Here is a 22782-nt window from a genome sequence, read left to right as displayed (position 1 = left end):
ATTGCGTCTTTACACGGCAAATCGCTCAGAGTTATAAGAACCATGAATTCAGCAATGGAAATGAAGGACTGGACATGAGTCTAAATGATCGAAGCTACGAGGAGAAACGGGACTTCATCCGGATGCGCGTGGAAGCTGACATCAGCTTGATCTACGCAGGCCAGGTCATCCCGGCTGTATGCATTGATTTATCGAGCTCCGGGATGCAGGTACAGGCACCCAGAACCTTCAGGGTTGGCGAAAAACTGCACGTGAGAATCGATTCGGACCACGCAGCCCTCAAAGGCCTTGAAGCAGAAACAGAGGTTGTATGGGTCACTGACGAAGCCGATGGCGGACAAAAACTGGGCCTGACCATCGTCAAGATGAGCTGAGATCCGGCGGAACTGGTTCACAAATGGTAAAAAATAAAGGCGACCACAGGTCGCCTTTATAATTTCAACTGACCGAGATCAGAAATCGTCGACCACCTGACCATCCTTGACGCGGAACTCACGGTTCTGCAGGTACGCGTTACGGATAAAGATGTACTTGTCGCCATTGATCAGGCGCTCGGCCGACAACAGGCTGGCACGGGTATCCACCAGGTTGATGCCCAGCGCAGTGTTGCGGGTGGGTACGTGGTCAATGTAGCGGTACGGTGAGGTGTAGGTGTCCGGGTACTTGGCGACGGCGTCACGTACAGTGCTAGGCCCAAACAACGGCAGCACTACGTATGGACCGCTTTGCACGCCCCAGTAACCCAACGTCTGACCAAAATCTTCGTCACTGCGCTGCAGGCCCATTTTGGTGCCGACATCGATGAAGCCCAACAGGCCGAAGGTGGTATTGAAGATCAGGCGCGCAGTATCAACACCCGCTGCAGCCGGTTTAGCCTGCAGCACGTTGTTAGCGAGGTTTCCGACATCACCGATGTTGTTGAAGAAGTTATGTACGCCATCTTCTACAAACTGCGGAGCAATAAATTGATAGCCCTGCGCGATAGGCTTCAGCGCATAGGTATCAAGAGTGTCATTGAAGCGGAAAGTGAGCCGGTTGACGCTTTCCCACGGATCTTCCTCGGCGGCCTGCGCAACCATTGGCACTAGCGCCATACCGGCACACACACACAGCTGAGCAAGACGATTGAATACACCTGCACCGGTCACGGGCATAGCTGAAACTCCTGGCATAAGTAATGAAGCGGGCGCTACGCCCCCACACGTCAAGGCGAGGAGTATAAGGCCATATGACAGGGATTTGGCAGCGCCTTGGTCATTCAAGTCTGTAAGACTGGTAAAACACTGATAAACACCATCACCTGATATTCATCTTACTGTCACAAATGCCCCGTAGCGTTCAGCGTTATTTCAGAGATATCGCCATGCTCGCCCCTGTGACAGCTCCCCTGCCCGCTTTTACTGCCGTTCTTTTTGGTCTCAGTGGCTGCCTGGTGGACTTTGGCGCCCAAGCGCGCAACGCTTCCAGGCTGAGCGATGAGCATTCGCTACCTACACCAGGCGCCTTGAAAGCATTACAGAGACTGCATCAGCAGGCAGTGCCTTGTGCGTGGCTGGACGAGTTGCCCGACGACCTTGCAAACAGGCTGGCACAGCCATTGAGCCAGCTGATTAGTGCTACCCCTGCCGCCCAGACACCCTGGCCCGCTCCCCATGCTTGCTGGCAGGCGCTCATGGAGCTGAACGTCGGTCAACTGGATGGTTGTGTACTTGTCAGCGGCGAGCCACGCTTGCTGCAAGCGGGCTTGAGCGCCGGGCTGTGGACGGTCGGCCTCGCGTCGTGTGGTTCACTGTGTGGCCAGTCACCTTCTCAGTGGAATGCCCTGACCGATGCCGAGCGCGAATACCGCCGGGGCCAGGCGACATTGCAGCTTTACGCGCTGGGCGTGCATTCGGCGATCGATCATCTGGGCGAACTGGAATCCTGTCTGGCAGATATCGCGCTGCGCCGGACCAAAGGAGAGAAGCCTTGATAGTCAGTTACAAGACTTGCGTGAGTCTGTAGAAGCGAATTTATTCGCGAAGGCGGTGTATCAAAAAGGAATTTCAAGGCTGATGCCTTCGCGAATAAATTCTCCAGGAAAGTCTGCACAGTCTCTGCACAGTCACACTGGATGCTTGCCTGAATTGATCGCCATCATGCAAGCCGCACCAGAGTGGATTAGTCTTGTCACATACCCAAGAAGAACCTTTGGCCCCGCGCCGGGGTCCATGGGACAGACTTATCAAAGAAGGAGCACGTCATGCCTGCCCGCGAACTGCAAGAACAACTCAATACCCTGCGCGAGCAACTGGAGCAGAACCCGCCGCTCAACCCAGAGGAGCGCGCCGACCTGGAAACACTGGCGCAGCAGATTCAGTCGCAGATCGAACTGGAGTCCGTGACTCAGGACGCGAGCCTGGCCGACGGCGTTAATCTTGCCGTAGAGCGCTTCGAGCTGGAGCATCCTGGCATTGCAGGGACTCTGCGCAACATTGTTGTGACCTTGGGCAATATCGGTATTTGATGCCAAAAGACGCTAGAACGCACCGCCTGCCAACCAGCAGCAAAAAGCCCGTCGAAGACGGGCTTTTTTTATGCTTACTGCCTGGCCAGTCGGCGATTATCCGGGCTGATCGAGTCAGTGCTGCGATACGGATTGATATCCAGACCACCACGCCGCACATAACGCGCATAGACGGTCAACTTCTCCGGGTTGAGCAAACGCTGCAGGTCGAGAAACATCCGCTCGACACACTGCTCATGAAAATCCGAATGCTGGCGGAAGCTGACGATGTAAGCCAACAGGCTCGCAGGATCCAGCTCTGCGCCGCGATACTCCACCGCTACGCTGCCCCAGTCCGGCTGACTGGTCACCGGGCAATTGGATTTGAGCAAGTGACTGTGCAGGCTTTGCTCGACAATACGGGAATCATCGCAACGCAGCAGCTCTGGCTGAGGCCGGTCGTAGCTATTGATGCTCACATCAAGCTCATCGATGCAAAGCCCCGGCATCGTCGCCACGCCTTCGCCCTCAATGTCCGCCAGAGTGCGGATACGCACGCCTACCGGCTTACCCGCCGCGGCAGACAAATCCTTGACCAGCGTTGCAGTCAGCTCTGCACGATCAGCAAAGGCCGTCTGATTGAGCGAGTTGAGGTACAACTTGAACGACTTCGACTCGATGATATTCGGCGAATCAGCCGGAATGCTGAACTCGGCGATGGCCACCACCGGCTTGCCGGAGGGCAGCAGCCAGGAAAGCTCGTAGCAATTCCAGAAGTCGACGCCCTGATACGGCAACGTCTCGGCGGTCAGACCCAGTTCGGCCCATTTGGCGGCACGCGGGATCGGGAACAACAGAGACGGCGTGTAAGTGGCGATATATTCGCTGGACTTGCCTAGCGGCGAGTGTTCGGCTGCGGGGTGCATGAAAGTACCTGAATCACATAAAGCTGACGGAATAAGCGCCAAGTTTATAGGGTTTGCGCCGAGCTTTCAGCGACTAGTCGGTAATTGTCAGCTTGCCGACCATACCGGCCTGATAATGCCCAGGCAGATTGCAGGCGAACTCAAGATTGCTGGCCTTGGCAAAGGTCCACGTCAGCTCGGTGGTTTTGCCCGGTTCAACCAGCACGCTGTTCGGATCATCGTGCTTCATTTCCATGGAGCCATGGCCCATGTCGTGATGAGCCATACCCGTAGGCGTCAGCATGCCGCTTTGCTGCATTTTGATCATTTCCTGCTGATGACTGGCGTGCATCGCCGCATCGCCCAGGTTGAACTCATGCAGCAACTGGCCTTTGTTGATCAGCACGAAGCGCACCGTCTCACCGGCCTTGACCTGCACCGCCTTGGGGTCGAAATACATATCCCCCAATACCAGTTCAATGGTGCGCGAAGCCTGGGCGGCAGGCGCAGCATGTCCGAACGTAAGGGCGGGAGCTGGCGAAGCAAGCAATGGCTGACTGAGTGTCAGCAGTGCAGCAACCAGTGTGAAGCGGGCAATAGAGGGCATGGTGTTCTCCAGAGTGGCGACGAACAAAGGCTGAAGTCAATGAAGTGAGTGACCGGGCCAGACGAACAGAATCGAGTCAGGCCCGAGCCATCAATCACTCATACCGCAATGCATGCGCAGGCTGAATCTGCGCCGCGCGCCAGGCCGGGTAAAGCGTGGCCAGGAAGCTCAGGATAAAGCCCGCGCTGCAAATCAGCACCACATCGCCCGCTTGCAACTCGGAAGGCAGATTGCTGATGAAGTACACGTCAGAGCTGAAGATGTGCTGTCCACTGACCCGCTCTATCCAGCCCACAAGACTGCTGACGTTGATCGCGGCAATAATCCCCAGCACGCCACCAATGATCGTCCCGACGATACCGATGACCGTTCCCTGAACCATGAAGATGGTCATGATCTGTCGCGGTGTCGCGCCGATGGTGCGCAGGATTGCAATGTCCGCGCCCTTGTCGTTCACCACCATGATCAGCGTAGCAATGATATTGAACGCAGCGACGGCGACGATCATCAGCAACAGCAGGCCGATCATGGTCTTCTCCATCTTCATCGCGCTGAACAGGCTGCCCTGGGTGTGAGTCCAGTCATCGGCGCGATAATCTGCTCCGAGGCCTCCGGCAATTGTTTTCGAGACTTCAGGCGCCTTGTACAGATCCTTTAGAGCCAGACGCACACCCTGCACCTGATCAGGCTGCCAGCGGTTTATCTGCGCGGCGTCTGCGACGTTGATCAAAGCCATGGAGCCGTCAAGCTCGGCGCCAACCTTGAAAATGCCGACCACCGTCAGGCGTTGCAGGCGTGGCGTGATGCCGCCCGGCGCGCTGCTGACTTCAGGCACGATCAATGTCAGTTTATCGCCGACGTTCAGACGGAAGCGACGGGCGCTCAACTCGCCCAACACGACACCAAACTCGCCCGCTTTTAGATCTTCAAGCTTGCCCTGCACGATGTGTTTGGTGACGATCGACACCTCGTGCTCCAGCGCCGGATCAACGCCACTGATCTGAATCGGCTGCATCGCGCCCTTGTAAGAGAGCATGCCGTCCATTTCGGTGAATGGCACAGCGGCCGTGACTTCCGGATTCTTCAACGAAGCGTTCGCAACCGGCTTCCAGTCGTCCAGCGGCTTGACGCCCGCGATCACTGCATGGGGCACCATGCCGAGAATGCGCGAGCTCATTTCCCGCTGAAAACCATTCATCACGGACAGCACCACAATCATCGCGAGCACGCCCAGCGCCAACCCGATCATCGAAGTCATGGAAATGAACGAGATGAAATGGTTGCGGCGCTTGGCACGTGTGTAGCGCGCGCCAATAAATATTGATAACGGTCGAAACATTCGCAGTGCACCGTGGGAAAAATTGTCGCAAAAAATCAAATCCCGGCGCGATCAATTGCGCCGGGCTGGAGAGGTCAGGCTTCTACCAGACGACCGCCTTCCAGGCGCCATACACGATCCATCTGTCTGGCCAGATTCATGTCGTGAGTCACCACCAGAAACGCCGTGCGCGACGAAGTGCTCAGCTCCAGCATCAGGTCCTGAATACCTTGCGCGGTGTGGTGATCGAGGTTACCCGTAGGCTCATCAAGCATCACCAGCCCTGGCTGATTGACCAGCGCCCTTGCGATTGCCACACGCTGACGTTCACCACCGGACAACTCGGAAGGTTTGTGCGCCAGACGGTGTCCCAGCCCTACCCGCTCCAGCAGCGCGGTCGCACGCTGACGCGCTTCCGGGATCGCCGTCTTGCCGATCAGCAGCGGCATGCAGACGTTTTCCAGCGCAGTGAATTCCGGCAACAAGTGGTGGAACTGATAAACGAAGCCCAGCGCGCGATTACGCAGCAGGCCACGGGCCTTTTCGCCCAATGCGGAAAGCTCTTCGCCAGCCAGCCAGACACTGCCTTCGGAAGGTGTATCCAGGCCGCCCAACAAATTGAGCAAGGTACTTTTGCCAGAGCCTGAACTGCCGACAATCGCCACGCGCTCGCCCGGAAACAACTCCAGTTGCAACCCGGACAGGACCACTACCGACTCAGGGCCTTCCTCATAGGATTTGCCCAGGTTGCGGCAACTCAATACTGCTTTATCACTCATGCCCGACTCACTCATAACGTAACGCCTCCGCCGGTTGGGTGCGCGCTGCGCGCCAGGCCGGATACAGGGTGGCGAGGAAACTCAGGACCAATGCCGCGCCGCAGACCATCAACACATCTTCAGCCATCAGTTGCGATGGCAAGTAGTCGATAAAGTACACATCGGCATTGAGAAACTTGTGGCCGATCAGGCCTTCCAGCAGGGAAATAGCAGCACTGACGTTGAGCGCAGCAATAATGCCCACTACAGCGCCGATAAACGTGCCGACCACACCGATCACTGTGCCCTGGACCATGAAAATCGCCATGATCTGCCCGGGCGTGGAGCCCAGGGTGCGCAGGATCGCGATGTCGCCCTTCTTGTCGTTGACCACCATCACCAGCGTGGAAATGATGTTGAAGGCTGCGACGGCGACAATCAGCAACAGCAGCAGCCCGATCATGGCTTTTTCCATGCGGATCGCCTGATACAGGTTGCCGTGGGTGCGGGTCCAGTCACGGGAATAGTAGTTGTGTTCGCCGAGGGTCTGGGCGATTTGATAAGAGGTGCGAGGCGCTTCGAACAGGTCTTCGAATTTCAGGCGCAGCCCTTGTACTTCGTTGGCTTTCCAGCGATGCAGGCGGCCCAGGTCATCAATATTGGTCAGGCCGAGGTAGCCATCCAGCTCACCGGCTCCAACATGAAAAATACCTGTCACGGTAAAACGCTTCATGCGCGGGAACATACCGGCAGGCGTCACAGTTACTTCAGGGGCTACGAACGTCACCTTGTCGCCAATGCCAACCCCGAGCTTGGTGGCAGCCTTGTCGCCGATCACGATGCCGAAGCCACCGGCAGCCAGATCATCCAGCTTCCCCTGCTTCATGAAGTTATCGATGATCGAAACTTTCCGCTCTTGCGCCGGGTCGATGCCATTAAGCAGGACCTTTTGCACGTTGCCGTTATTGGTCAACAAGCCCTGCATCTGGGTAAACGGGGCAACAGCCAGCACCTGCGGGTTTTGCCTGACCTTGTCAGCCAGACCCTGCCAGTTGCCGATCGGCTCACCGGCTTCGATGGTGGCGTGCGGGACCATGCCGAGTACGCGAGTACGCATTTCATGATCGAAACCATTCATGACCGATAACACGACTATCATCACCACTACGCCCAGGGCGAGACCGATCATGGAAGTCAGGGAAATAAAGGAGACGAAATGATTACGGCGTTTTGCACGGGTGTAACGCGTGCCTATGAATACAAAAAGAGGTCTGAACATTTAGGGACTTGTTCGGAGGAATGGGAACGTCCTTGTGGCGGGTCTGAGCAGGCAGCTTTACACTCGAAATCACTCTGAGCACTGCGAGCAACCACTATGACCATCGCCGCTACCATGGGTTCGCCATGTCGACATTAGATGAAGAAGAACGCCGCGAATACTACCGTATCGAGGACAGCGTCGCACTTGAAATTAACCTGTTGTCCAGTACCGACGAGACTGGGCACCAGGCCATGCGCGAAACCTCGGCACTCTTCGAACTGCTCAGCGAGTTACACATAGCCGAGTTTGAATCCCAGCATCTTTTACGCCAACTAGACGACCGCGACCGGGTGGTGAATAGCCTGATGCAATCGTTCGGCAAGCGCATCGAACTGCTTGGCCGGGTGGTGGCGCAAACCACTCTGGGCAAGCTGGGCGCCCCGCAACCCGTGACTATTTCCGAAGGTGGCGTGCAATTTCACAGCGCTACAAGCTTCGCCGTCGATGCCCAGCTATCGATAAAAATGGTCTTGATGCCACAAGCGTCAGCATTGATGCTGCACGCCAAAGTGACCCATTGCGACATTCTGCTGGATGGTCAATTCGAGATCGGCACCGAGTTCATCGACCTGCCGGACTCTCAACGACAGCTGTTGGCCAGATACATTTTGCAACGACAAGCTGCGCTGCGGCGTCAGGCGCTGGAGCAGGAAAAGCCTGAGTAAACAAAAGCAGGCCAAGCAGACGCTGCACCTGTAGGAGCTGCCGAAGGCTGCGATGGCGGTGCGTCAGACTAAATGCTTCGCAGCCTTCGGCAGCTCCTACAGGGAATGTATTTCATCCAGAGGATGCATTTCGATAACAGTACATAACTGACTATCAAACCAAGACCAACGCCTTGAAGGCCACCAGGAGTAAACGTGACCCTTATTTATGGCCATCGCGGCGCCAAAGGCGAAGCACCGGAAAACACCCTGACCAGCTTTCAGGAATGCCTCAAGCACGGCGTACGGCGCTGTGAACTGGACCTGCACCTGTCCAGTGACGGGGAATTGATGGTGATTCACGACCCGACCCTGAAACGCACCACCGACAGGCGCGGCAAAGTCATCGAACACAGCGCCGCCGATCTGGTGACGTATGACGCACGCAAAGGCGGCCCCGGCTGGATCAATCCCTGCCCGATCCCACGCCTTGAAGAGCTGTTCGAAAAGTGCGATTTCGCGCACTGGCAGCTGGAAGTCAAAAGCGCATCCCGCACCCGCGCCGCATCAACCGTACTGGCCATTCGTGAAATGGCTCAGCGCCATGGCCTGCTGGACAAGATCACCATCACCTCAAGCTCTCGGGAAGTGCTTAAAGCGGCACTGGAACTGACGCCGGACATATCGCGCGGTCTTGTCGCCGAATACGCATGGCTCGACCCTTTGAAAGTCGCGCAAAGCTATGGCTGCGAGTACCTGGCATTGAACTGGACACTCTGCACCCCTGAGCGCCAGCAAAAAGCTCAGCGTCAGGGTTTGCATGTGTCGGTGTGGACGGTCAACGAACCTGCGTTGATGCGCAGGCTCGCCGACTTCGGCGTGGACAGCCTGATTACAGACTTTCCCGGTTTGGCCAGCGCCACCCTCGAGAATCGCTGAAATCGGTCTCCCCGGCCGGCTCAGGCCACCGGCCGGAGTCGCTTAAAAAAGCCGGTTCAGGCCATCGTAAGCAGCTACCCGATAAGCTTCAGCCATGGTCGGGTAGTTGAACGTTGTGTTGACGAAATACTTCAGGGTGTTGGCTTCACCCGGCTGGTTCATGATCGCCTGCCCGATGTGCACAATCTCTGATGCCTGGTCGCCGAAGCAATGCACACCCAGCACTTCCAGAGTTTCGCGATGGAAGAGGATCTTCAACATGCCCACACGCTCGCCGGAAATCTGCGCCCGCGCCATGCCCTTGAAGAATGCCTTGCCCACTTCGTAAGGCACTTTCGCCTGCGTAAGTTCGTGTTCGTTTTTGCCGATCGAGCTGATTTCCGGAATCGTGTAGATGCCGGTTGGCACGTCGTTGACATAGCGCCAGCTGCCGTTATCGACTACAACGCCTGCAGCTGAACGCCCCTGATCGTAAGCGGCACTGGCCAGGCTCGGCCAGCCAATCACATCGCCCGCGCCGTAAATATTCGGCACGTTGGTGCGGTAGCTTTCGTCGACTTCAATCTGGCCGCGGCCGTTAGCCTTGATACCAACATTCTCCAGCCCCAGCTTGTCAGTGTTGCCGGTACGACCGTTACACCACAGCAAGGCGTCTGCCTTGATCTTCTTGCCGGACTTGAGGTGCAGGATCACACCGTTATCCAGACCTTCGACTTTTTCGTACTCTTCGTTATGGCGAACCATCACGTTGTTGTTGCTGAAGTGATAACTCAACGCCTGAGAAATTTCCGAATCCAGAAAGCTCAGTAGCTGATCGCGGTTATCCACCAGCTCGACCATGACGCCCAGACCACTGAAGATCGAAGCGTACTCACAACCGATAACGCCAGCGCCATAAATGATCAGCTTACGCGGGGTGTGACCGAGGCTGAGGATGGTGTCGCTGTCGTAGATACGCTTGTGGGAAAAGTCGATATCCGCAGGGCGATATGGGCGCGATCCAGTGGCAATAATGATCTGGTTGGCGACCAGTTTCTCCACTACGCCGTTGCCGCACACCACATCAATGCTGTTCTCGTCAGCAAAACTGCCAGTGCCAAAGAACACATCGACGCGATTACGGGCGTAATAGCCAGTGCGCGAAGAAACCTGCTTGGAAATAACCATTTCGGCGTTTTTCAACACGTCCGGGAACGAAAACCAGCGTGGCTCGCCAATGGCCCGGAACATAGGGTTAGTGTTGAAGTGAATGATTTGCTTGACCGAGTGACGCAATGCCTTGGACGGGATGGTACCCAAGTGTGTGCAGTTACCGCCGACCTGCCGACGGCTGTCGACCATCGCTACTTTGCGCCCTGCCTTGGCGGCGTTCATTGCCGCGCCTTCTCCGGCAGGGCCGGAACCCAGTACTACTACGTCGTAGTTGTAGACAGCCATGCGTACTCCTTAGAACAGGCCGAGGTGCCACTCTGGCATCTCTGGCTAAATCACGTCGCGGCCAGCGACATGAAGGATCAGAATCTGGCGCGCAGTTTAAACCGCCGCCGAAGCGTGGAACATTAACCGTTGGTAGCGCCGCAAGCCACTTTTGTCTGCGACAAAATGACGCTCTGGCTTTTCCCGCGACGCTCCACGTCATGCAGACGGCAAACATTCGAACACTCCAAGGCTGCAAATGATAAAGCGCTTGCCGTCGCAAATCACAAAAAAGCCAACGCAGCTTTCAAGCCACGCTGCGATCGACCCCACTCAAGGGGTCAGCACCAGAAACAGACGCTGAGCGATCTCCTTGCCAATCGAACTGCGGTAAATGCTGACCACCTCCTGATTGGCTTTTGCCGCCTTGACCAGTGCCTTGTAGCCCAGCAACCGCTGCGCCGGCAACTTCAGATGCGCCGCTGTGAACGCGTCAGGGCTGGCACTTTCGGTAGCGTAGTGAAAATGCGCCCACCAGAGTATCTGATGGTCTTTGTCGCGAATGGCAAACTCCTGAAGGAAATCATCACGCCGGGCTCCAGACATATTTTTTCGACCGCCAAAACTGGAAATATCGATCTCCCGCTGCTGATGCAGATAACTGATACGCGCAGCTGTGGGTGGCTGTGCCTTGATCATCGCAATACGAATCAAGCGCCCCTGATCTTTCAAGCGGGCGGCCGCCGCTGCCAGATCCTGCATCTCTTTTGCAAAACCTGAAGCAGATGCCTCATCACTGAAGGGCTTCATCTGGTCGATCAGCACGATCAGCTTTTCAGCCCTTTGAACGAGAATATCTTCCATGTCCTCAGGCTCACTCGCCCGTTTTGATTGCCTCCATGCACTGTTGATACTGCCCTCCACTCTTGCCAGATGTTCCCGGGCCTGCCGCTGCAGCTCTGCTGGCAAGGCGCGGGGGATGACTGGCTTAGCGGCGGACTCAGGCGTCATGACCTCAACCCACTCACCGTCAGCGTGCTGATGCCATGTGTTGATCACTTTACTGGTCAGCGCATCGGAGACATCCACCACATCGCCCTCAGACTCGACGGCGCTCTGGCGAATGTTGCCGATGAAGGTCCGGTGGCCGCGGGTTTTGATCACCCGCTTGCCAGGCCTCGCAACCCTGGGCCTCTGTTCAGGAAACGTATCTGATGCTTCGGTATTTTCCTTGATCAACAGCGTGAGCCGTTGCAGGGCGACATCTTGAAAGGCACCGATCTGGGCAATGAACTGCTCAAGGTATTGACCTCTCCTGCCCGAGAACTCCAAAGCATGAATGTAGGTACTGATGTCACTGGCTCGATCGTACTCTTTGAGCGCACTTTCCAGAACACTGATGCTTTCAGCCAGTGAATACGTATTGGGCCTGTCCAGCTCGAGGTGGGATGCAATCGCCGCATGCAGATTCTGGTCGTTACGCAGAGTCCTCAGTTGCTTCAGGTCATCACTAAACATGCTTTCTGGACGACTGAACACCAGCTCAAGCGTCGAAAACATATGAACGGCTTTCCAGTCCAGATTCGAAGGCTGATTGTTGCCGTATGCCTCTGTGACTTCATTGCGCCAATATTCCTGCCCCACTTTTGGAACGTCACGCAGTTGAACCCAAACGGCCTCACGCATCTGTGACCAGTGCAGCCCTTTTGTCTGGGCGATCGTCAACTTGCGGAACAGATCAAAGTAAGCTTCAGCATTCTCGGGCACCACTGCTTCGCCAGAGGCCAGGGTGCGCAGGTTCGCCAGTTCATTATTGGCAATGATTGCCTGATCCTGAAAAAGCATGCCTTCGAAGTAACAGATATGCCGGGCCAGACTCTGCAACTGGATGGCAACGTCCTTTTCCGCAGGGCGGTCCCCCGGCCGGTGTTCCCGCTCCAGTTTGACACGCTCTTGCATCACACTGACCAGCTCGGCCAGGTCGCTTTCATAGCGATCCATAAAAAGCTGACGCACCGGGCCCTGCGCAGTTTTTAGCTGCTGATCGTAGGCCAGCATGTTTTTCAGCAATGCATCACGCCGCTTCACAAGTTCGGACAGGCCATCGTTAATACGCCGGGCGTTCGCTGCATTAGCCTGCGCGAGTTTTCGGGCATTCTGTTTTGGGCCGCCACCACGTAAATGCAGCCCCAGATCCAGCCGCCACTCCAGGCCGTCCCGAGTCAGCCAGGGCCCCTTAACGTCAGGGTCATCGTCCTGAACGATATACACACAGTCCTGGTCAGCGATAACGCGAAACAAACTCCCATCAACCCGTGCGTACCACTTTCCATGGCCCTCGTACAAACCGGTGTAAACACCAGAGAGAGTCACTGCATCAAGGGGCGGTTCGGGTGAGACATTAAAGGTCAGCAGCCTGGAGCGCTGAGCTGCAGTAAGTCGAGAAAGCGGGTTGGACCAGCTGAAATCGAGCCCGTCCCTACCGGCCGACATATTCAGCGTCCGCGGAGCCATCGGGTTTTCATCCATTTCTTGAGAGCTGAGCGTCGCATCAACCCCAGGCTTGCCACTACGAACCACCGGGCCTGAGGCTGATATGACACCCTGATGCAGGACAATCATCGCCACGTTGAGCAGCAAATCCGCAAGCGCCGCCGAGCGCGTACCTTGCTCGGCGTCATCCGCCAGCGTCAGGAGCTGGTCGGCGCTGCCTAGCAATTGCAAAAGCCACGCGGAGTGGCCTAATGAGCCACCAACAAGGGGTAGCAACATCTCGAGCAGCAGCCAGCCTCCTTCCTTAAGGTTCGCCCAGCGGTTTTCGACGTTGGAAACCGACTCGCGATCGGCTAACTGCACCAGCGCCATGGCAACGGCTTTGAACAACGCTTCAAGCGGATCACCAGCCATGACATCGCGGCTCAATACTGTCGGTTGCGGCCGCTCAAGCGGCTCAAACTCGGAGCCAAGCCCGAAGCGGACTATATGTGGCTCATCGAATCCTCCGTTGGCATAAACAGGGCGTGCCGCATCACTCAGCCAGGTCAGTACCTGTTGTTGCAAGGCACCGGGCTGAGCGATGGCGTCACGCAGAGCTTTCCAGTTGCTGAATTGCGTCAAAGGCGTCGCGAGAAAGGGCTGATAGAGCAGATATGGGCCCGACTCGATGTTCAGCGGGCCAATCACAAACATATTGCCGACATTGTCCACCTGCCCCGTGTGCCAGGCCTTGAAACCCACAGTGCGCAGAACTACAGACTGCTCGTCTTCTTCGCGCATGGGCCACAAATCGTTCAGCAAGGCAGCAATCAACCGGCAACCGGCATCACTTATCGCCCCTTCCCGTTTGAGCTTCTGCTCCAGAGCCTTCAGCGGAAGCTGGATACGCAACTGATTGCAGAACAGCAAGCGTCGCCTGTCAGCTTCATTGGCATCGGTAATCAGCAATCTGCGCAGCAATTCTGGGTAGGTCTGGCCGACGTTGACTGCCTGAACCAGGTGCTTGGCATAACCTACGGTCAGCCAGTCCGGCAAAGGCTGATCAGTGCTCCGGCGTAGCGTCACCGTACCCACAGGTAAGCCGACAAGATTCTCCAGCGCAAACTCAGACAGTGTCATGCGAACATTTTCCACTTCCCCCTGAGCAAACACCTGACCGCCAGACCCGGCGGCCACAGCGGTCACTTTGTCGATGACCAGCTCTATCTCGCTCAAAGGTACCTGTGTGGCGTCTGGATGATCCTCAAGCATCTGCCTCACAAGGGCCTGAGACGCAAACTCCGCGATGGGCGGCAATCCTTCGTTAAATGTCCTGCCTTGCGTATTGGCTTGCAATACAGCCAAAGCGGTCATGGATCGGCTGTAAGAGATTCGGTCCGAATCGCTTGCCTTGCTTAGCCATTCAGGAAGCGACTCGGCATCAGCCTTTGGCTGTTTGACGAATAAAGCCCCAACATCTGTCGACGCTTCCAGGTAACGCTCAAGCGTCGCGACTTCCAGATAGGCAGCATGAGTCAAGTAATGCACGGCCCTGATCTGATTTTCCAGAATGGCACGACCCAGATCCTCGAACACATCGTTATCAGGCTCGTAGAACCCCCACTCCAGAGATTGATGCCTGGGGTCCTGAATGAAGTCCTGCCGCAGGCGCGTCACCCAGCCAGCCAGCGTGTAGCGTTCACTCTCCCCGAAAAGACGGTAAACCAATACCTCAGGGTCGGTCGTCGACTGTTCAAGTGCCACTAACGCGGGTATCCCCCGCGTTTCCGAAACACCATCCTGAATCAGCGTTACATACGCAATACCCGCCTGAACCCCCGGCTGTTCGTTTTTGCCACACAGAGTAGTGATGGTACGGAGCATGGCACGCTGATCTGAACAAGACGCATCAAGCGCCGCCAACCGACCCATGACATCTCGCCTGATCGACTGCGAAAGCCAGGCCCAGCGAGTCGTAAGCCTGCCGCCGATGGCGCAGGGCCGGCTCCAGAAATCAGCAATCGACTGTTTGAAGTCGCCGATCAGCGCCAACGCTGACTGGCCGACGATGGTGCTGATTTCCTCCATATCCACAGCTAATGGCTGCTCAGATGAAGCACCGTGATCGGCCATAAGCGCAAAGCCAGTGTTCGTCCACTGCGGTGTTGCCCGGCGCTGAAAATATTCAAAAAGGCTATCCACCAGAGAAGGCCTTATTGATTTGGGCGACATAGCCGGGTCGCCTAAGGTCCGGGGCACGACCGAAACCGCCTCAGGGTCGATGGCCAAGTCTGGAAAACGCACAATTAAAGCACTGCGCAGGCTGCTCGTAGCCAGCTCACGCAGAGAAGGACGGGAGGCGAATTGCTCCGCCACGGCCAGCTTGATCGTCATGGATTTAACTCTTGGTGATTGAAATATCTCACCGGAGTTAACACCTTCGACGGGCCGGCAATGACATACAAAAGTAATGCAATCCGGCCCCTGCCAACGGTCTGCCAAATGCACTTACAAAGTATCAAGAGTTGTCTTTAAGGCGTTTTACACATATCGTTACAATTGTGCAGCGCGTGCAGGCAGGAGCCTCGAGCGGTGCAGCAGGACATAAAAATACAACGGATCCTTTGGGGCCTTTGTCGCTTCAACATAACCGGGCCAGAGCCTTCTGGCTGATGTTGCAAGTGCATAAGGCCCTGACCAGATAGCCCAAGCGAGTAATTTTCAATGACCTCGAACACCGGCAAAGGCAAGGCGATATTTCGCGTTGTCAGCGGCAACTTCCTTGAAATGTTTGACTTCATGGTCTACGGCTTCTACGCCACTGCCATCGCCAAAACCTTCTTCCCTGCCGACAGCGCATTCGCCTCACTGATGCTTTCACTGGCAACATTCGGCGCTGGCTTCCTCATGCGTCCGCTGGGGGCGATCTTCCTTGGCGCTTACATTGACCGCCACGGCCGAAAAAAAGGTCTGGTTGTCACCCTGGCGATGATGGCCATGGGCACAGTGCTGATTGCCTGTGTGCCGGGTTATGCAACCCTCGGCGTCGCTGCGCCGTTGCTGGTGCTGCTGGGTCGTTTGCTACAGGGCTTTTCTGCTGGCGTGGAACTGGGAGGTGTCTCGGTTTATCTGGCGGAGATATCTACCCCTGGCCGTAAAGGTTTCTTCGTCAGTTGGCAGTCCGCCAGTCAGCAGGCCGCCGTGGTCTTCGCCGGCTTGCTGGGTGTTGCCCTGAACCATTGGCTGAGCCCGGAAGAGATGGGCGAATGGGGCTGGCGCGTGCCGTTCCTGATCGGTTGCCTGATCGTACCGGTGATTTTCGTGATTCGCCGCTCGATGGAAGAAACCCCGGAATTCGAAGCTCGCACTCATCGCCCGACGCTGAAAGAAGTGGTGCGCTCGATTGGCCAGAACTTCGGCCTGGTGCTCGGCGGCATGGCGCTGGTGATCATGACCACCGTGTCCTTCTACCTGATTACTGCGTATACGCCGACCTTCGGTAAAAACGAGCTGCACCTGTCCGACCTCGACAGCTTGATCGTCACGGTTTTCGTCGGGATTTCGAACTTCATCTGGCTGCCGGTGATGGGCGCGCTGTCTGACCGTATTGGCCGCAAACCTTTGCTGGTTGCCGCAACCGTTCTGGCCATTGCGACGGCGTACCCTGCCCTGTCCTGGCTGGTCGCCAACCCGAGCTTCGGTAACCTGCTGATGGTCGAGCTCTGGTTGTCATTCCTGTACGGCTCGTACAACGGCGCGATGGTGGTTGCCCTGACCGAGATCATGCCGGTAGAAGTGCGCACGACCGGCTTCTCCCTGGCCTACAGCCTGGCAACTGCGACCTTTGGCGGCTTTACCCCGGCAGCGTGCACCTACCTGATTCACGCGCTGGACAACAAAGCTGCACCGGGCATCTGGCTGACAGGCGCAGCAATTCTTGGGCTGGTCGCCACACTGGTGCTGTTCCGCAAAGGCGGCCAGAAGCTGCAAGCGCCTGAAGCTGTGACTGCCGGATAATCCGGAGTCGCCGCAGTAGGAGCGCGATTGCCCGCGATAGCGTTAGTTCATGCAACAAACTATCGCCTGATTCAACGCTATCGCGGGCAAGCGCGCTCCTACAAGATCTGATCTCTGCAATACAGAACATCAAAAACAGCGCACAACAAAAAACGCCCCTACCAGTTACCCGGTCGGGGCGTTTTCGTTTCTGCTTGTAGCTTGTCGCTTAAAGCTTGTAACTGCTCTTAACGCGGGAACGCTGGTGGGTTAACGCCGGCCATGTCTTCCATCACGCGCACCACCTGGTGGCTGTAACCGAATTCGTTGTCGTACCAGACGTACAGAACAACGCGGTTATCGTTGGCGATGGTTGCTTCAGCATCCACTACACCGGCGTGGCGCGAGCCGACGAAGTCAGTGGAAACCACTTCCTGGGAGTTCACGAAGTCGATTTGCTTGTGCAGGTCCGAGTGCAGCGCCATGTAGCGCAGGTACTCGTTGATTTCTTCGCGGGTGGTCGCTTTCTCAAGGTTCAGGTTGAGAATCGCCATGGAAACGTTCGGCGTCGGTACGCGAATCGCGTTGCCGGTCAGCTTGCCAGCCAGCTCAGGCAGTGCCTTGGCAGCAGCAGTGGCAGCACCGGTTTCAGTAATTACCATGTTCAGCGCGGCGCTACGACCACGGCGATCGCCCTTGTGGAAGTTGTCGATCAGGTTCTGGTCGTTGGTGTACGAGTGAACCGTTTCAACGTGACCGTTGACGATGCCGAACTTGTCGTTGACGGCCTTGAGCACCGGCACGATGGCGTTGGTGGTGCAGGAAGCCGCAGAAACGATCTTGTCGTCAGCAGTGATTTCACCGTGGTTGATACCGTGCACGATGTTTTTCAGCTTGCCTTTGCCTGGAGCGGTGAGCACTACGCGGTCGATGCCTGGGCACCCAAGGTGCTGACCCAGACCGTCGGCATCACGCCATACACCGGTGTTGTCTACCAGCAGTGCGTCCTTGATACCGTACTGGGTGTAATCCACCTCGGTCGGATTCTTGGCGTAGATCACCTGAATCAGGTTGCCGTTCGCAGTGATGGTGCTGTTGGCTTCATCAACAGTGATGGTGCCATCGAAGGAACCATGCACAGAGTCGCGGCGCAGCAGGCTTGCGCGCTTGACCAGATCGTTCTCGGCGCCTTTACGGACGACGATTGCACGCAGACGCAGGCCATCGCCGCCGCCGGTTTTTTCGATCAGGATGCGCGCCAGCAGGCGACCAATCCGGCCGAAACCGTACAGCACAACATCAGTGCCCTTGCGTGGCGAAGCGTTCTGCTGCCCCACCAGCTCGGCCAGCTCTTCACGAACGAACTGCTCGGCGGTGCGGCCGTTGCCTTCAGTCTTGAACTTGACGGCCAGTTTGCCGAGGTCCACCGAGGCTGAGCCCAGCTTGAGCTCGCTCATGGCCTTAACGAGCGGGAAAGTCTCGTGTACGGACAACTCGCTTGCATCGGACTGGCGGTGACGCGCAAAGCGGTGAGCTTTGAGAATCGCGATAACCGATCGATTGATCAGGCTGCGGCCATAGATCGAACTCACCACATTATTATTGCGGTAGAGCTGACCGATAAGCGGGATCATCGTCTCGGCGAGAGCTTCACGATCAATCCATTCACCAAGACACTGGTCGGGCTTCTGAGTCACGGGAACCTTCCACATGTAGGGGCTGAAAAAAGGGGCTACATTATGCCGCCGCCTTTGTTTAAGGGCAATGCGCCGTAGTCAGATCAGCGAGCACTACATTTTGTTCCGCTGCACTTCAGAAATTGCCAAGGCGTGCACTTCTGAATCACAGCGTAGTCTTAGACCTGACATTTGCACCCTTCCCCCGGTACAATCGCGGCCCTCGTCGCAACGCTTGGAGCTCAATCTTCCGTGCCTGTTCTGCGTCTACCGCTACTCCCTGCCGCGGCAGGCAAACAACACTGGGGCAACCTTCCCGGTGCCGCGCTGAGCCTGGCGATTGCCGAGGCTGCCAGTGCCGCCAAGCGCTTCACCCTGCTTTTGACCGCCGACAGCCAAAGTGCCGAGCGACTCGAGCAAGAGCTGAAGTTCTTTGCGCCCAGCCTGCCGGTGTTGCATTTCCCGGACTGGGAAACCCTGCCCTACGATTTGTTCTCACCGCACCAGGACATCATTTCCCAGCGGATTGCGAGCCTTTATCGCCTGCCAGAGCTGGTGCATGGCGTTCTGGTAGTGCCCATCACCACAGCCCTACATCGTTTGGCACCGACCAAGTTCCTGCTGGGCAGCAGTCTGGTGCTGGACATTGGCCAGACGCTTGATATCGAGGCGATGCGTACACGCCTGGAGGCCAGCGGCTACCGGTATGTCGACACGGTTTACGAGCACGGCGAATTCACAGTACGCGGCAACCTGATCGACCTGTTCCCGATGGGTAGCAAACTGCCGTACCGGATCGACCTGTTCGATGACGAAATCGAAACGCTGCGCACCTTTGATCCTGAAACCCAGCGCTCCATCGATAAAGTCGAGTCGGTTCGTCTTTTGCCTGCACGTGAATTCCCGTTGCAAAAGGAAGAAGTGACCCGCTTCAAAGCCCGGTTTCGCGAGCGCTTTGATGTGGATTTCCGTCGCAGCCCGATCTTTCAGGACCTGAGCAGCGGCATCACACCGGCCGGTATCGAATATTACCTGCCATTGTTCTTTGAAGAGACCTCGACGCTGTTCGACTATCTGCCTCAGGACACTCAGGTGTTTTCCCTGCCGGGCATTGAACAGGCCGCGGAAAACTTCTGGAATGACGTGCGCAACCGTTACGAGGAGCGTCGCGTAGACCCCGAGCGGCCTCTCCTGCCTCCCGCCGAATTGTTCCTGCCTGTGGAAGACTGCTTTGCCCGCCTGAAAAGCTGGCCGCGGGTAGTGGCCAGCCAGCAGGACGTGGACACCGGCGTCGGCCGTGAGCGCTTCCCGGCGCAGTTGCTGCCTGAGCTGGCGATCGAAGCCAAGGCCAGTCAGCCATTGGCCGCCCTGTCGAAATTCATTGAAGAGTTCGACGGCCGCATCCTGTTTACCGCAGAGTCAGCCGGTCGCCGCGAGGTGCTGCTGGAACTGCTCGAACGTCTGAAGCTGCGACCTAAAACGGTCGACAGCTGGAATGACTTCGTTGAGGGCAAGGATCGCCTGTCGATCACCATTGCCCCTCTGGATGACGGCCTGCTGCTCGAACAACCTGCTATCGCCCTGATCGCTGAAAGCCCGCTGTTCGGGCAACGGGTGATGCAGCGTCGGCGTCGTGAGAAACGCACCGACGGTGGCAATAATGACGCCGTCATCAAAAACCTCACCGAACTGCGTGAAGGTGCTCCCGTCGTTCACATCGACCATGGCGTCGGTCGCTATCTGGGGCTGGCGACACTGGAAGTGGAAAATCAGGTCGCGGAGTTCCTGATGCTGGCCTACGCCGAGGACGCCAAGCTGTATGTCCCGGTGGCCAACCTGCACCTGATCGCCCGTTATACCGGCAGCGACGACGCTCTGGCCCCGCTGCACCGACTGGGCTCGGAAACCTGGCAGAAAGCCAAACGCAAAGCCGCCGAACAAGTGCGCGACGTCGCGGCCGAGCTACTGGACATTTATGCCCGCCGCGCAGCCCGGGAAGGCTACGCATTCGCCGACCCCAAAGCCGACTACGCCACGTTCAGCGCGGGCTTTCCGTTTGAAGAAACACCGGACCAACAAACCACGATCGATGCCGTCCGCGCCGACATGCTCGCGCCAAAACCCATGGACAGGCTGGTCTGCGGCGATGTGGGCTTCGGCAAGACCGAAGTGGCCATGCGCGCAGCGTTCATTGCCGTGCATGGTGGTCGTCAGGTGGCGATTCTGGTGCCGACCACCCTGCTCGCCCAGCAGCACTACAACAGCTTCCGCGACCGCTTCGCCGATTGGCCGGTGAGCGTTGAAGTGATGAGTCGCTTCAAGTCCGCCAAGGAAGTCAGTGCCGCGGTCGCGGATCTGGCTGAGGGCAAGATCGACATCGTCATCGGCACGCACAAGCTGCTGCAGGACGACGTGAAGATCAAGAACCTGGGCCTGGTCATCATCGACGAAGAACACCGTTTTGGTGTGCGTCAGAAAGAGCAGCTAAAGGCGTTGCGCAGCGAAGTCGATATTCTGACCCTGACCGCGACACCGATCCCGCGCACGCTGAACATGGCAGTGTCGGGCATGCGCGATCTGTCGATCATCGCCACGCCGCCCGCCCGACGCCTGTCGGTGCGCACCTTCGTCATGGAACAGAACAAGCCGACGGTCAAAGAAGCCTTGCTGCGTGAACTGCTGCGCGGCGGTCAGGTGTACTACCTGCACAACGATGTGAAGACCATCGAAAAATGCGCCGCCGATCTGGCCGAACTGGTGCCGGAAGCGCGTATCGGTATCGGTCACGGGCAAATGCGTGAACGCGACCTCGAACAGGTGATGAGCGACTTCTATCACAAGCGCTTCAACGTTCTGATCGCCTCGACCATTATCGAAACCGGCATCGACGTACCAAGTGCCAACACCATCATTATCGAGCGCGCTGATAAATTCGGTCTGGCGCAACTACACCAATTGCGTGGCCGGGTTGGACGCAGTCACCACCAGGCCTATGCTTACCTGCTGACACCGCCACGCAAGCAAATCACTCCGGATGCAGAAAAGCGTCTGGAGGCCATCGCGAATACTCAGGATCTGGGTGCCGGTTTCGTTCTGGCCACCAACGACCTGGAAATCCGTGGCGCGGGCGAGCTGCTGGGCGACGGCCAGAGCGGGCAGATTCAGGCAGTAGGCTTCACGCTGTACATGGAAATGCTCGAACGTGCGGTGAAATCGATCCGCAAGGGCGAACAACCGAACCTTGATCAGCCACTGGGCGGCGGACCGGAGATCAACCTGCGCGTGCCAGCCCTGATACCGGAAGCCTATTTGCCGGATGTGCATACCCGCCTGATTCTCTACAAGCGCATCGCCAATGCCACTGACGAAGACAGCCTCAAGGATCTTCAAGTGGAAATGATCGATCGCTTCGGCTTGCTCCCCGAGCCAACCAAGCATCTGGTGCGCATTACCCTGCTCAAATTGCAGGCCGAGCAACTGGGCATCAAGAAGGTCGACGCAGGCCCACAAGGCGGGCGCATCGAATTTGCTGCCGACACGCCGGTTGATCCACTGACCCTGATCAAATTGATTCAGGGCCAACCTAACCGCTATAAGTTCGAAGGTGCCACGCTGTTCAAATTCATGGTGCCCATGGAGCGTCCGGAAGAACGCTTTAACACCATTGAAGCGCTGTTCGAGCGCCTGACCTCGAAAACTGCTTGAAGGATTCATCCATGCGTGTGCTTCACTCACTCATCCTGCTGCTGACGCTGATCGCGCCAGCAGCCTTTGCCGATGGCAACTTTCAGGTCGAAATGATCCTGTTCCGCCAGCAAGGCGAACCGGCTGCAACGCGTCAGGTCGCACCCGAGAACTGGGCAGCCAACGCACAGAAGATTGATGCACAGAGTGAGCGCGGCGTTGCCTTGAAGGACCTGGCTGACAAACTCAACGCCAGCGGTACTTATCAGGTATTGCTGCACCGCGCCTGGCAGCAGAGCCTGAGTGCGGAGCCGGGAAAGGTCGCCGTCAGCAGCGGTGAGGAACGGTGGGGACACTTCCCGATTGAAGGCACCTTGAGCATAGGCATTGCACGCTTCACCGATATCGCGGCAGACTTCTGGGTCAACCAGCTTGATGCCCATGGTGTGCTGACCAGCAGCGAACGCCTGAAACAGACCACCCGGGTCAAGAACGGCGAATTGATATATATGGACCACGGAAGTCTGGCCATGCTGGTGAAAGTATCGCCTCTTTAAT

Annotated in this window: 17 protein-coding genes; 8 read left to right on the top strand and 9 right to left on the bottom strand. The window is 57.0% G+C overall.

Annotation, left to right across the window (positions count from 1 at the left end):
* The first annotated feature begins 74 nt into the window (after nucleotides 1–74).
* Nucleotides 75–374, top strand: coding sequence for a PilZ domain-containing protein (locus KDX30_RS21455; protein WP_027898266.1), 300 nt, complete (start codon nucleotides 75–77; stop codon nucleotides 372–374).
* Between the two features lie 78 nt (nucleotides 375–452).
* On the opposite strand, the gene KDX30_RS21450 is transcribed toward KDX30_RS21455, so the two are convergent.
* On the bottom strand, nucleotides 453–1154 hold the full coding sequence (locus KDX30_RS21450; protein WP_027898265.1) for an MlaA family lipoprotein: 702 nt from the start codon (nucleotides 1152–1154) through the stop codon (nucleotides 453–455).
* Between the two features lie 209 nt (nucleotides 1155–1363).
* Between KDX30_RS21450 and KDX30_RS21445 the strand changes: the two genes are divergently transcribed.
* Together KDX30_RS21445 and KDX30_RS21440 are read left to right on the top strand one after the other, a co-directional pair.
* The gene (locus KDX30_RS21445) at nucleotides 1364–1972 is read left to right on the top strand and encodes an HAD family phosphatase (RefSeq protein ID WP_231677430.1); all 609 of its coding nucleotides are present in this window, start codon (nucleotides 1364–1366) and stop codon (nucleotides 1970–1972) included.
* 270 nt (nucleotides 1973–2242) lie between these two features.
* Nucleotides 2243–2506 carry a DUF4404 family protein gene (locus KDX30_RS21440; protein WP_027898263.1) on the top strand — a complete coding sequence of 88 codons (264 nt, stop codon included), beginning with the start codon at nucleotides 2243–2245 and terminating at the stop codon, nucleotides 2504–2506.
* A gap of 74 nt (nucleotides 2507–2580) precedes the next feature.
* Here the strand turns inward: KDX30_RS21440 and queF are convergent, their stop codons facing one another.
* From queF to KDX30_RS21415, 5 genes are all read right to left on the bottom strand, one after another.
* Complete coding sequence (gene queF / locus KDX30_RS21435) at nucleotides 2581–3411, bottom strand: NADPH-dependent 7-cyano-7-deazaguanine reductase QueF (protein ID WP_206361660.1); 831 nt, start codon at nucleotides 3409–3411, stop codon at nucleotides 2581–2583.
* Between the two features lie 73 nt (nucleotides 3412–3484).
* Nucleotides 3485–3997, bottom strand: coding sequence for a copper-resistant cuproprotein CopI (gene copI, locus KDX30_RS21430; protein WP_049826770.1), 513 nt, complete (start codon nucleotides 3995–3997; stop codon nucleotides 3485–3487).
* A gap of 94 nt (nucleotides 3998–4091) precedes the next feature.
* Nucleotides 4092–5336, bottom strand: a complete 1245-nt coding sequence (locus KDX30_RS21425) for a lipoprotein-releasing ABC transporter permease subunit (protein ID WP_231677429.1) — start codon at nucleotides 5334–5336, stop codon at nucleotides 4092–4094.
* Nucleotides 5337–5410: 74 nt separating this feature from the next.
* Nucleotides 5411–6094 (bottom strand): lipoprotein-releasing ABC transporter ATP-binding protein LolD, encoded by a 684-nt coding sequence (gene lolD / locus KDX30_RS21420; protein WP_176469878.1) that lies wholly within the window; start codon nucleotides 6092–6094, stop codon nucleotides 5411–5413.
* A 7-nt stretch (nucleotides 6095–6101) separates the two neighbouring features.
* Complete coding sequence (locus tag KDX30_RS21415) at nucleotides 6102–7352, bottom strand: lipoprotein-releasing ABC transporter permease subunit (protein WP_231677428.1); 1251 nt, start codon at nucleotides 7350–7352, stop codon at nucleotides 6102–6104.
* Between the two features lie 125 nt (nucleotides 7353–7477).
* On the opposite strand from KDX30_RS21415, the gene KDX30_RS21410 reads away from it, so the two are divergent.
* Entirely contained in the window at nucleotides 7478–8059 is a 582-nt protein-coding gene (locus KDX30_RS21410; protein WP_027898717.1) for a PilZ domain-containing protein, read from the top strand.
* Nucleotides 8060–8254: 195 nt separating this feature from the next.
* Nucleotides 8255–8977, top strand: a complete 723-nt coding sequence (locus KDX30_RS21405; RefSeq protein WP_231677427.1) for a glycerophosphodiester phosphodiesterase — start codon at nucleotides 8255–8257, stop codon at nucleotides 8975–8977.
* Nucleotides 8978–9019: 42 nt separating this feature from the next.
* On the opposite strand, the gene sthA is transcribed toward KDX30_RS21405, so the two are convergent.
* Both sthA and KDX30_RS21395 read right to left on the bottom strand, forming a co-directional pair.
* Nucleotides 9020–10414, bottom strand: a complete 1395-nt coding sequence (sthA, locus tag KDX30_RS21400; RefSeq protein ID WP_027898719.1) for a Si-specific NAD(P)(+) transhydrogenase — start codon at nucleotides 10412–10414, stop codon at nucleotides 9020–9022.
* A 312-nt stretch (nucleotides 10415–10726) separates the two neighbouring features.
* On the bottom strand, nucleotides 10727–15262 hold the full coding sequence (locus tag KDX30_RS21395; protein WP_231677426.1) for a dermonecrotic toxin domain-containing protein: 4536 nt from the start codon (nucleotides 15260–15262) through the stop codon (nucleotides 10727–10729).
* Between the two features lie 330 nt (nucleotides 15263–15592).
* Here KDX30_RS21395 and tcuC point away from each other — a divergent pair, with 330 nt between their 5' ends.
* On the top strand, nucleotides 15593–16885 hold the full coding sequence (gene tcuC / locus KDX30_RS21390; protein ID WP_099269245.1) for an MFS transporter: 1293 nt from the start codon (nucleotides 15593–15595) through the stop codon (nucleotides 16883–16885).
* A 227-nt stretch (nucleotides 16886–17112) separates the two neighbouring features.
* Here tcuC and KDX30_RS21385 read toward each other — a convergent pair whose 3' ends face one another.
* Nucleotides 17113–18576 (bottom strand): glyceraldehyde-3-phosphate dehydrogenase, encoded by a 1464-nt coding sequence (locus KDX30_RS21385; protein WP_027898081.1) that lies wholly within the window; start codon nucleotides 18574–18576, stop codon nucleotides 17113–17115.
* Nucleotides 18577–18792: 216 nt separating this feature from the next.
* Between KDX30_RS21385 and mfd the strand changes: the two genes are divergently transcribed.
* Together mfd and KDX30_RS21375 are read left to right on the top strand one after the other, a co-directional pair.
* Nucleotides 18793–22245 carry a transcription-repair coupling factor gene (gene mfd, locus KDX30_RS21380; RefSeq protein ID WP_231677425.1) on the top strand — a complete coding sequence of 1151 codons (3453 nt, stop codon included), beginning with the start codon at nucleotides 18793–18795 and terminating at the stop codon, nucleotides 22243–22245.
* Nucleotides 22246–22256: 11 nt separating this feature from the next.
* A complete protein-coding gene (locus KDX30_RS21375) occupies nucleotides 22257–22781 on the top strand; it encodes a CsiV family protein (RefSeq protein WP_231672381.1) in 525 nt (174 codons plus the stop codon).
* Nucleotide 22782 lies beyond the last annotated feature (1 nt).

Source organism: Pseudomonas quasicaspiana, assembly GCF_021147825.1.
In the GTDB taxonomy this organism is placed as follows: Bacteria; Pseudomonadota; Gammaproteobacteria; order Pseudomonadales; family Pseudomonadaceae; genus Aquipseudomonas; species Aquipseudomonas quasicaspiana.
The sequence above is the reverse complement of the archived record's forward strand: the minus strand, read 5'-3'. Positions and strand labels throughout refer to the sequence as shown.

Bases quoted from the DNA above. Each gene is read 5' to 3' on its own strand.
- KDX30_RS21455 (WP_027898266.1), top strand. From the start codon at position 75: ATGAGTCTAAATGATCGAAGCTACGAGGAGAAACGGGACTTCATCCGG.
- KDX30_RS21450 (WP_027898265.1), bottom strand. From the start codon at position 1,154: ATGCCCGTGACCGGTGCAGGTGTATTCAATCGTCTTGCTCAGCTGTGT.
- KDX30_RS21445 (WP_231677430.1), top strand. From the start codon at position 1,364: ATGCTCGCCCCTGTGACAGCTCCCCTGCCCGCTTTTACTGCCGTTCTT.
- KDX30_RS21440 (WP_027898263.1), top strand. From the start codon at position 2,243: ATGCCTGCCCGCGAACTGCAAGAACAACTCAATACCCTGCGCGAGCAA.
- queF (WP_206361660.1), bottom strand. From the start codon at position 3,411: ATGCACCCCGCAGCCGAACACTCGCCGCTAGGCAAGTCCAGCGAATAT.
- copI (WP_049826770.1), bottom strand. From the start codon at position 3,997: ATGCCCTCTATTGCCCGCTTCACACTGGTTGCTGCACTGCTGACACTC.
- KDX30_RS21425 (WP_231677429.1), bottom strand. From the start codon at position 5,336: ATGTTTCGACCGTTATCAATATTTATTGGCGCGCGCTACACACGTGCC.
- lolD (WP_176469878.1), bottom strand. From the start codon at position 6,094: ATGAGTGATAAAGCAGTATTGAGTTGCCGCAACCTGGGCAAATCCTAT.
- KDX30_RS21415 (WP_231677428.1), bottom strand. From the start codon at position 7,352: ATGTTCAGACCTCTTTTTGTATTCATAGGCACGCGTTACACCCGTGCA.
- KDX30_RS21410 (WP_027898717.1), top strand. From the start codon at position 7,478: ATGTCGACATTAGATGAAGAAGAACGCCGCGAATACTACCGTATCGAG.
- sthA (WP_027898719.1), bottom strand. From the start codon at position 10,414: ATGGCTGTCTACAACTACGACGTAGTAGTACTGGGTTCCGGCCCTGCC.
- KDX30_RS21395 (WP_231677426.1), bottom strand. From the start codon at position 15,262: ATGACGATCAAGCTGGCCGTGGCGGAGCAATTCGCCTCCCGTCCTTCT.
- tcuC (WP_099269245.1), top strand. From the start codon at position 15,593: ATGACCTCGAACACCGGCAAAGGCAAGGCGATATTTCGCGTTGTCAGC.
- KDX30_RS21385 (WP_027898081.1), bottom strand. From the start codon at position 18,576: ATGTGGAAGGTTCCCGTGACTCAGAAGCCCGACCAGTGTCTTGGTGAA.
- KDX30_RS21375 (WP_231672381.1), top strand. From the start codon at position 22,257: ATGCGTGTGCTTCACTCACTCATCCTGCTGCTGACGCTGATCGCGCCA.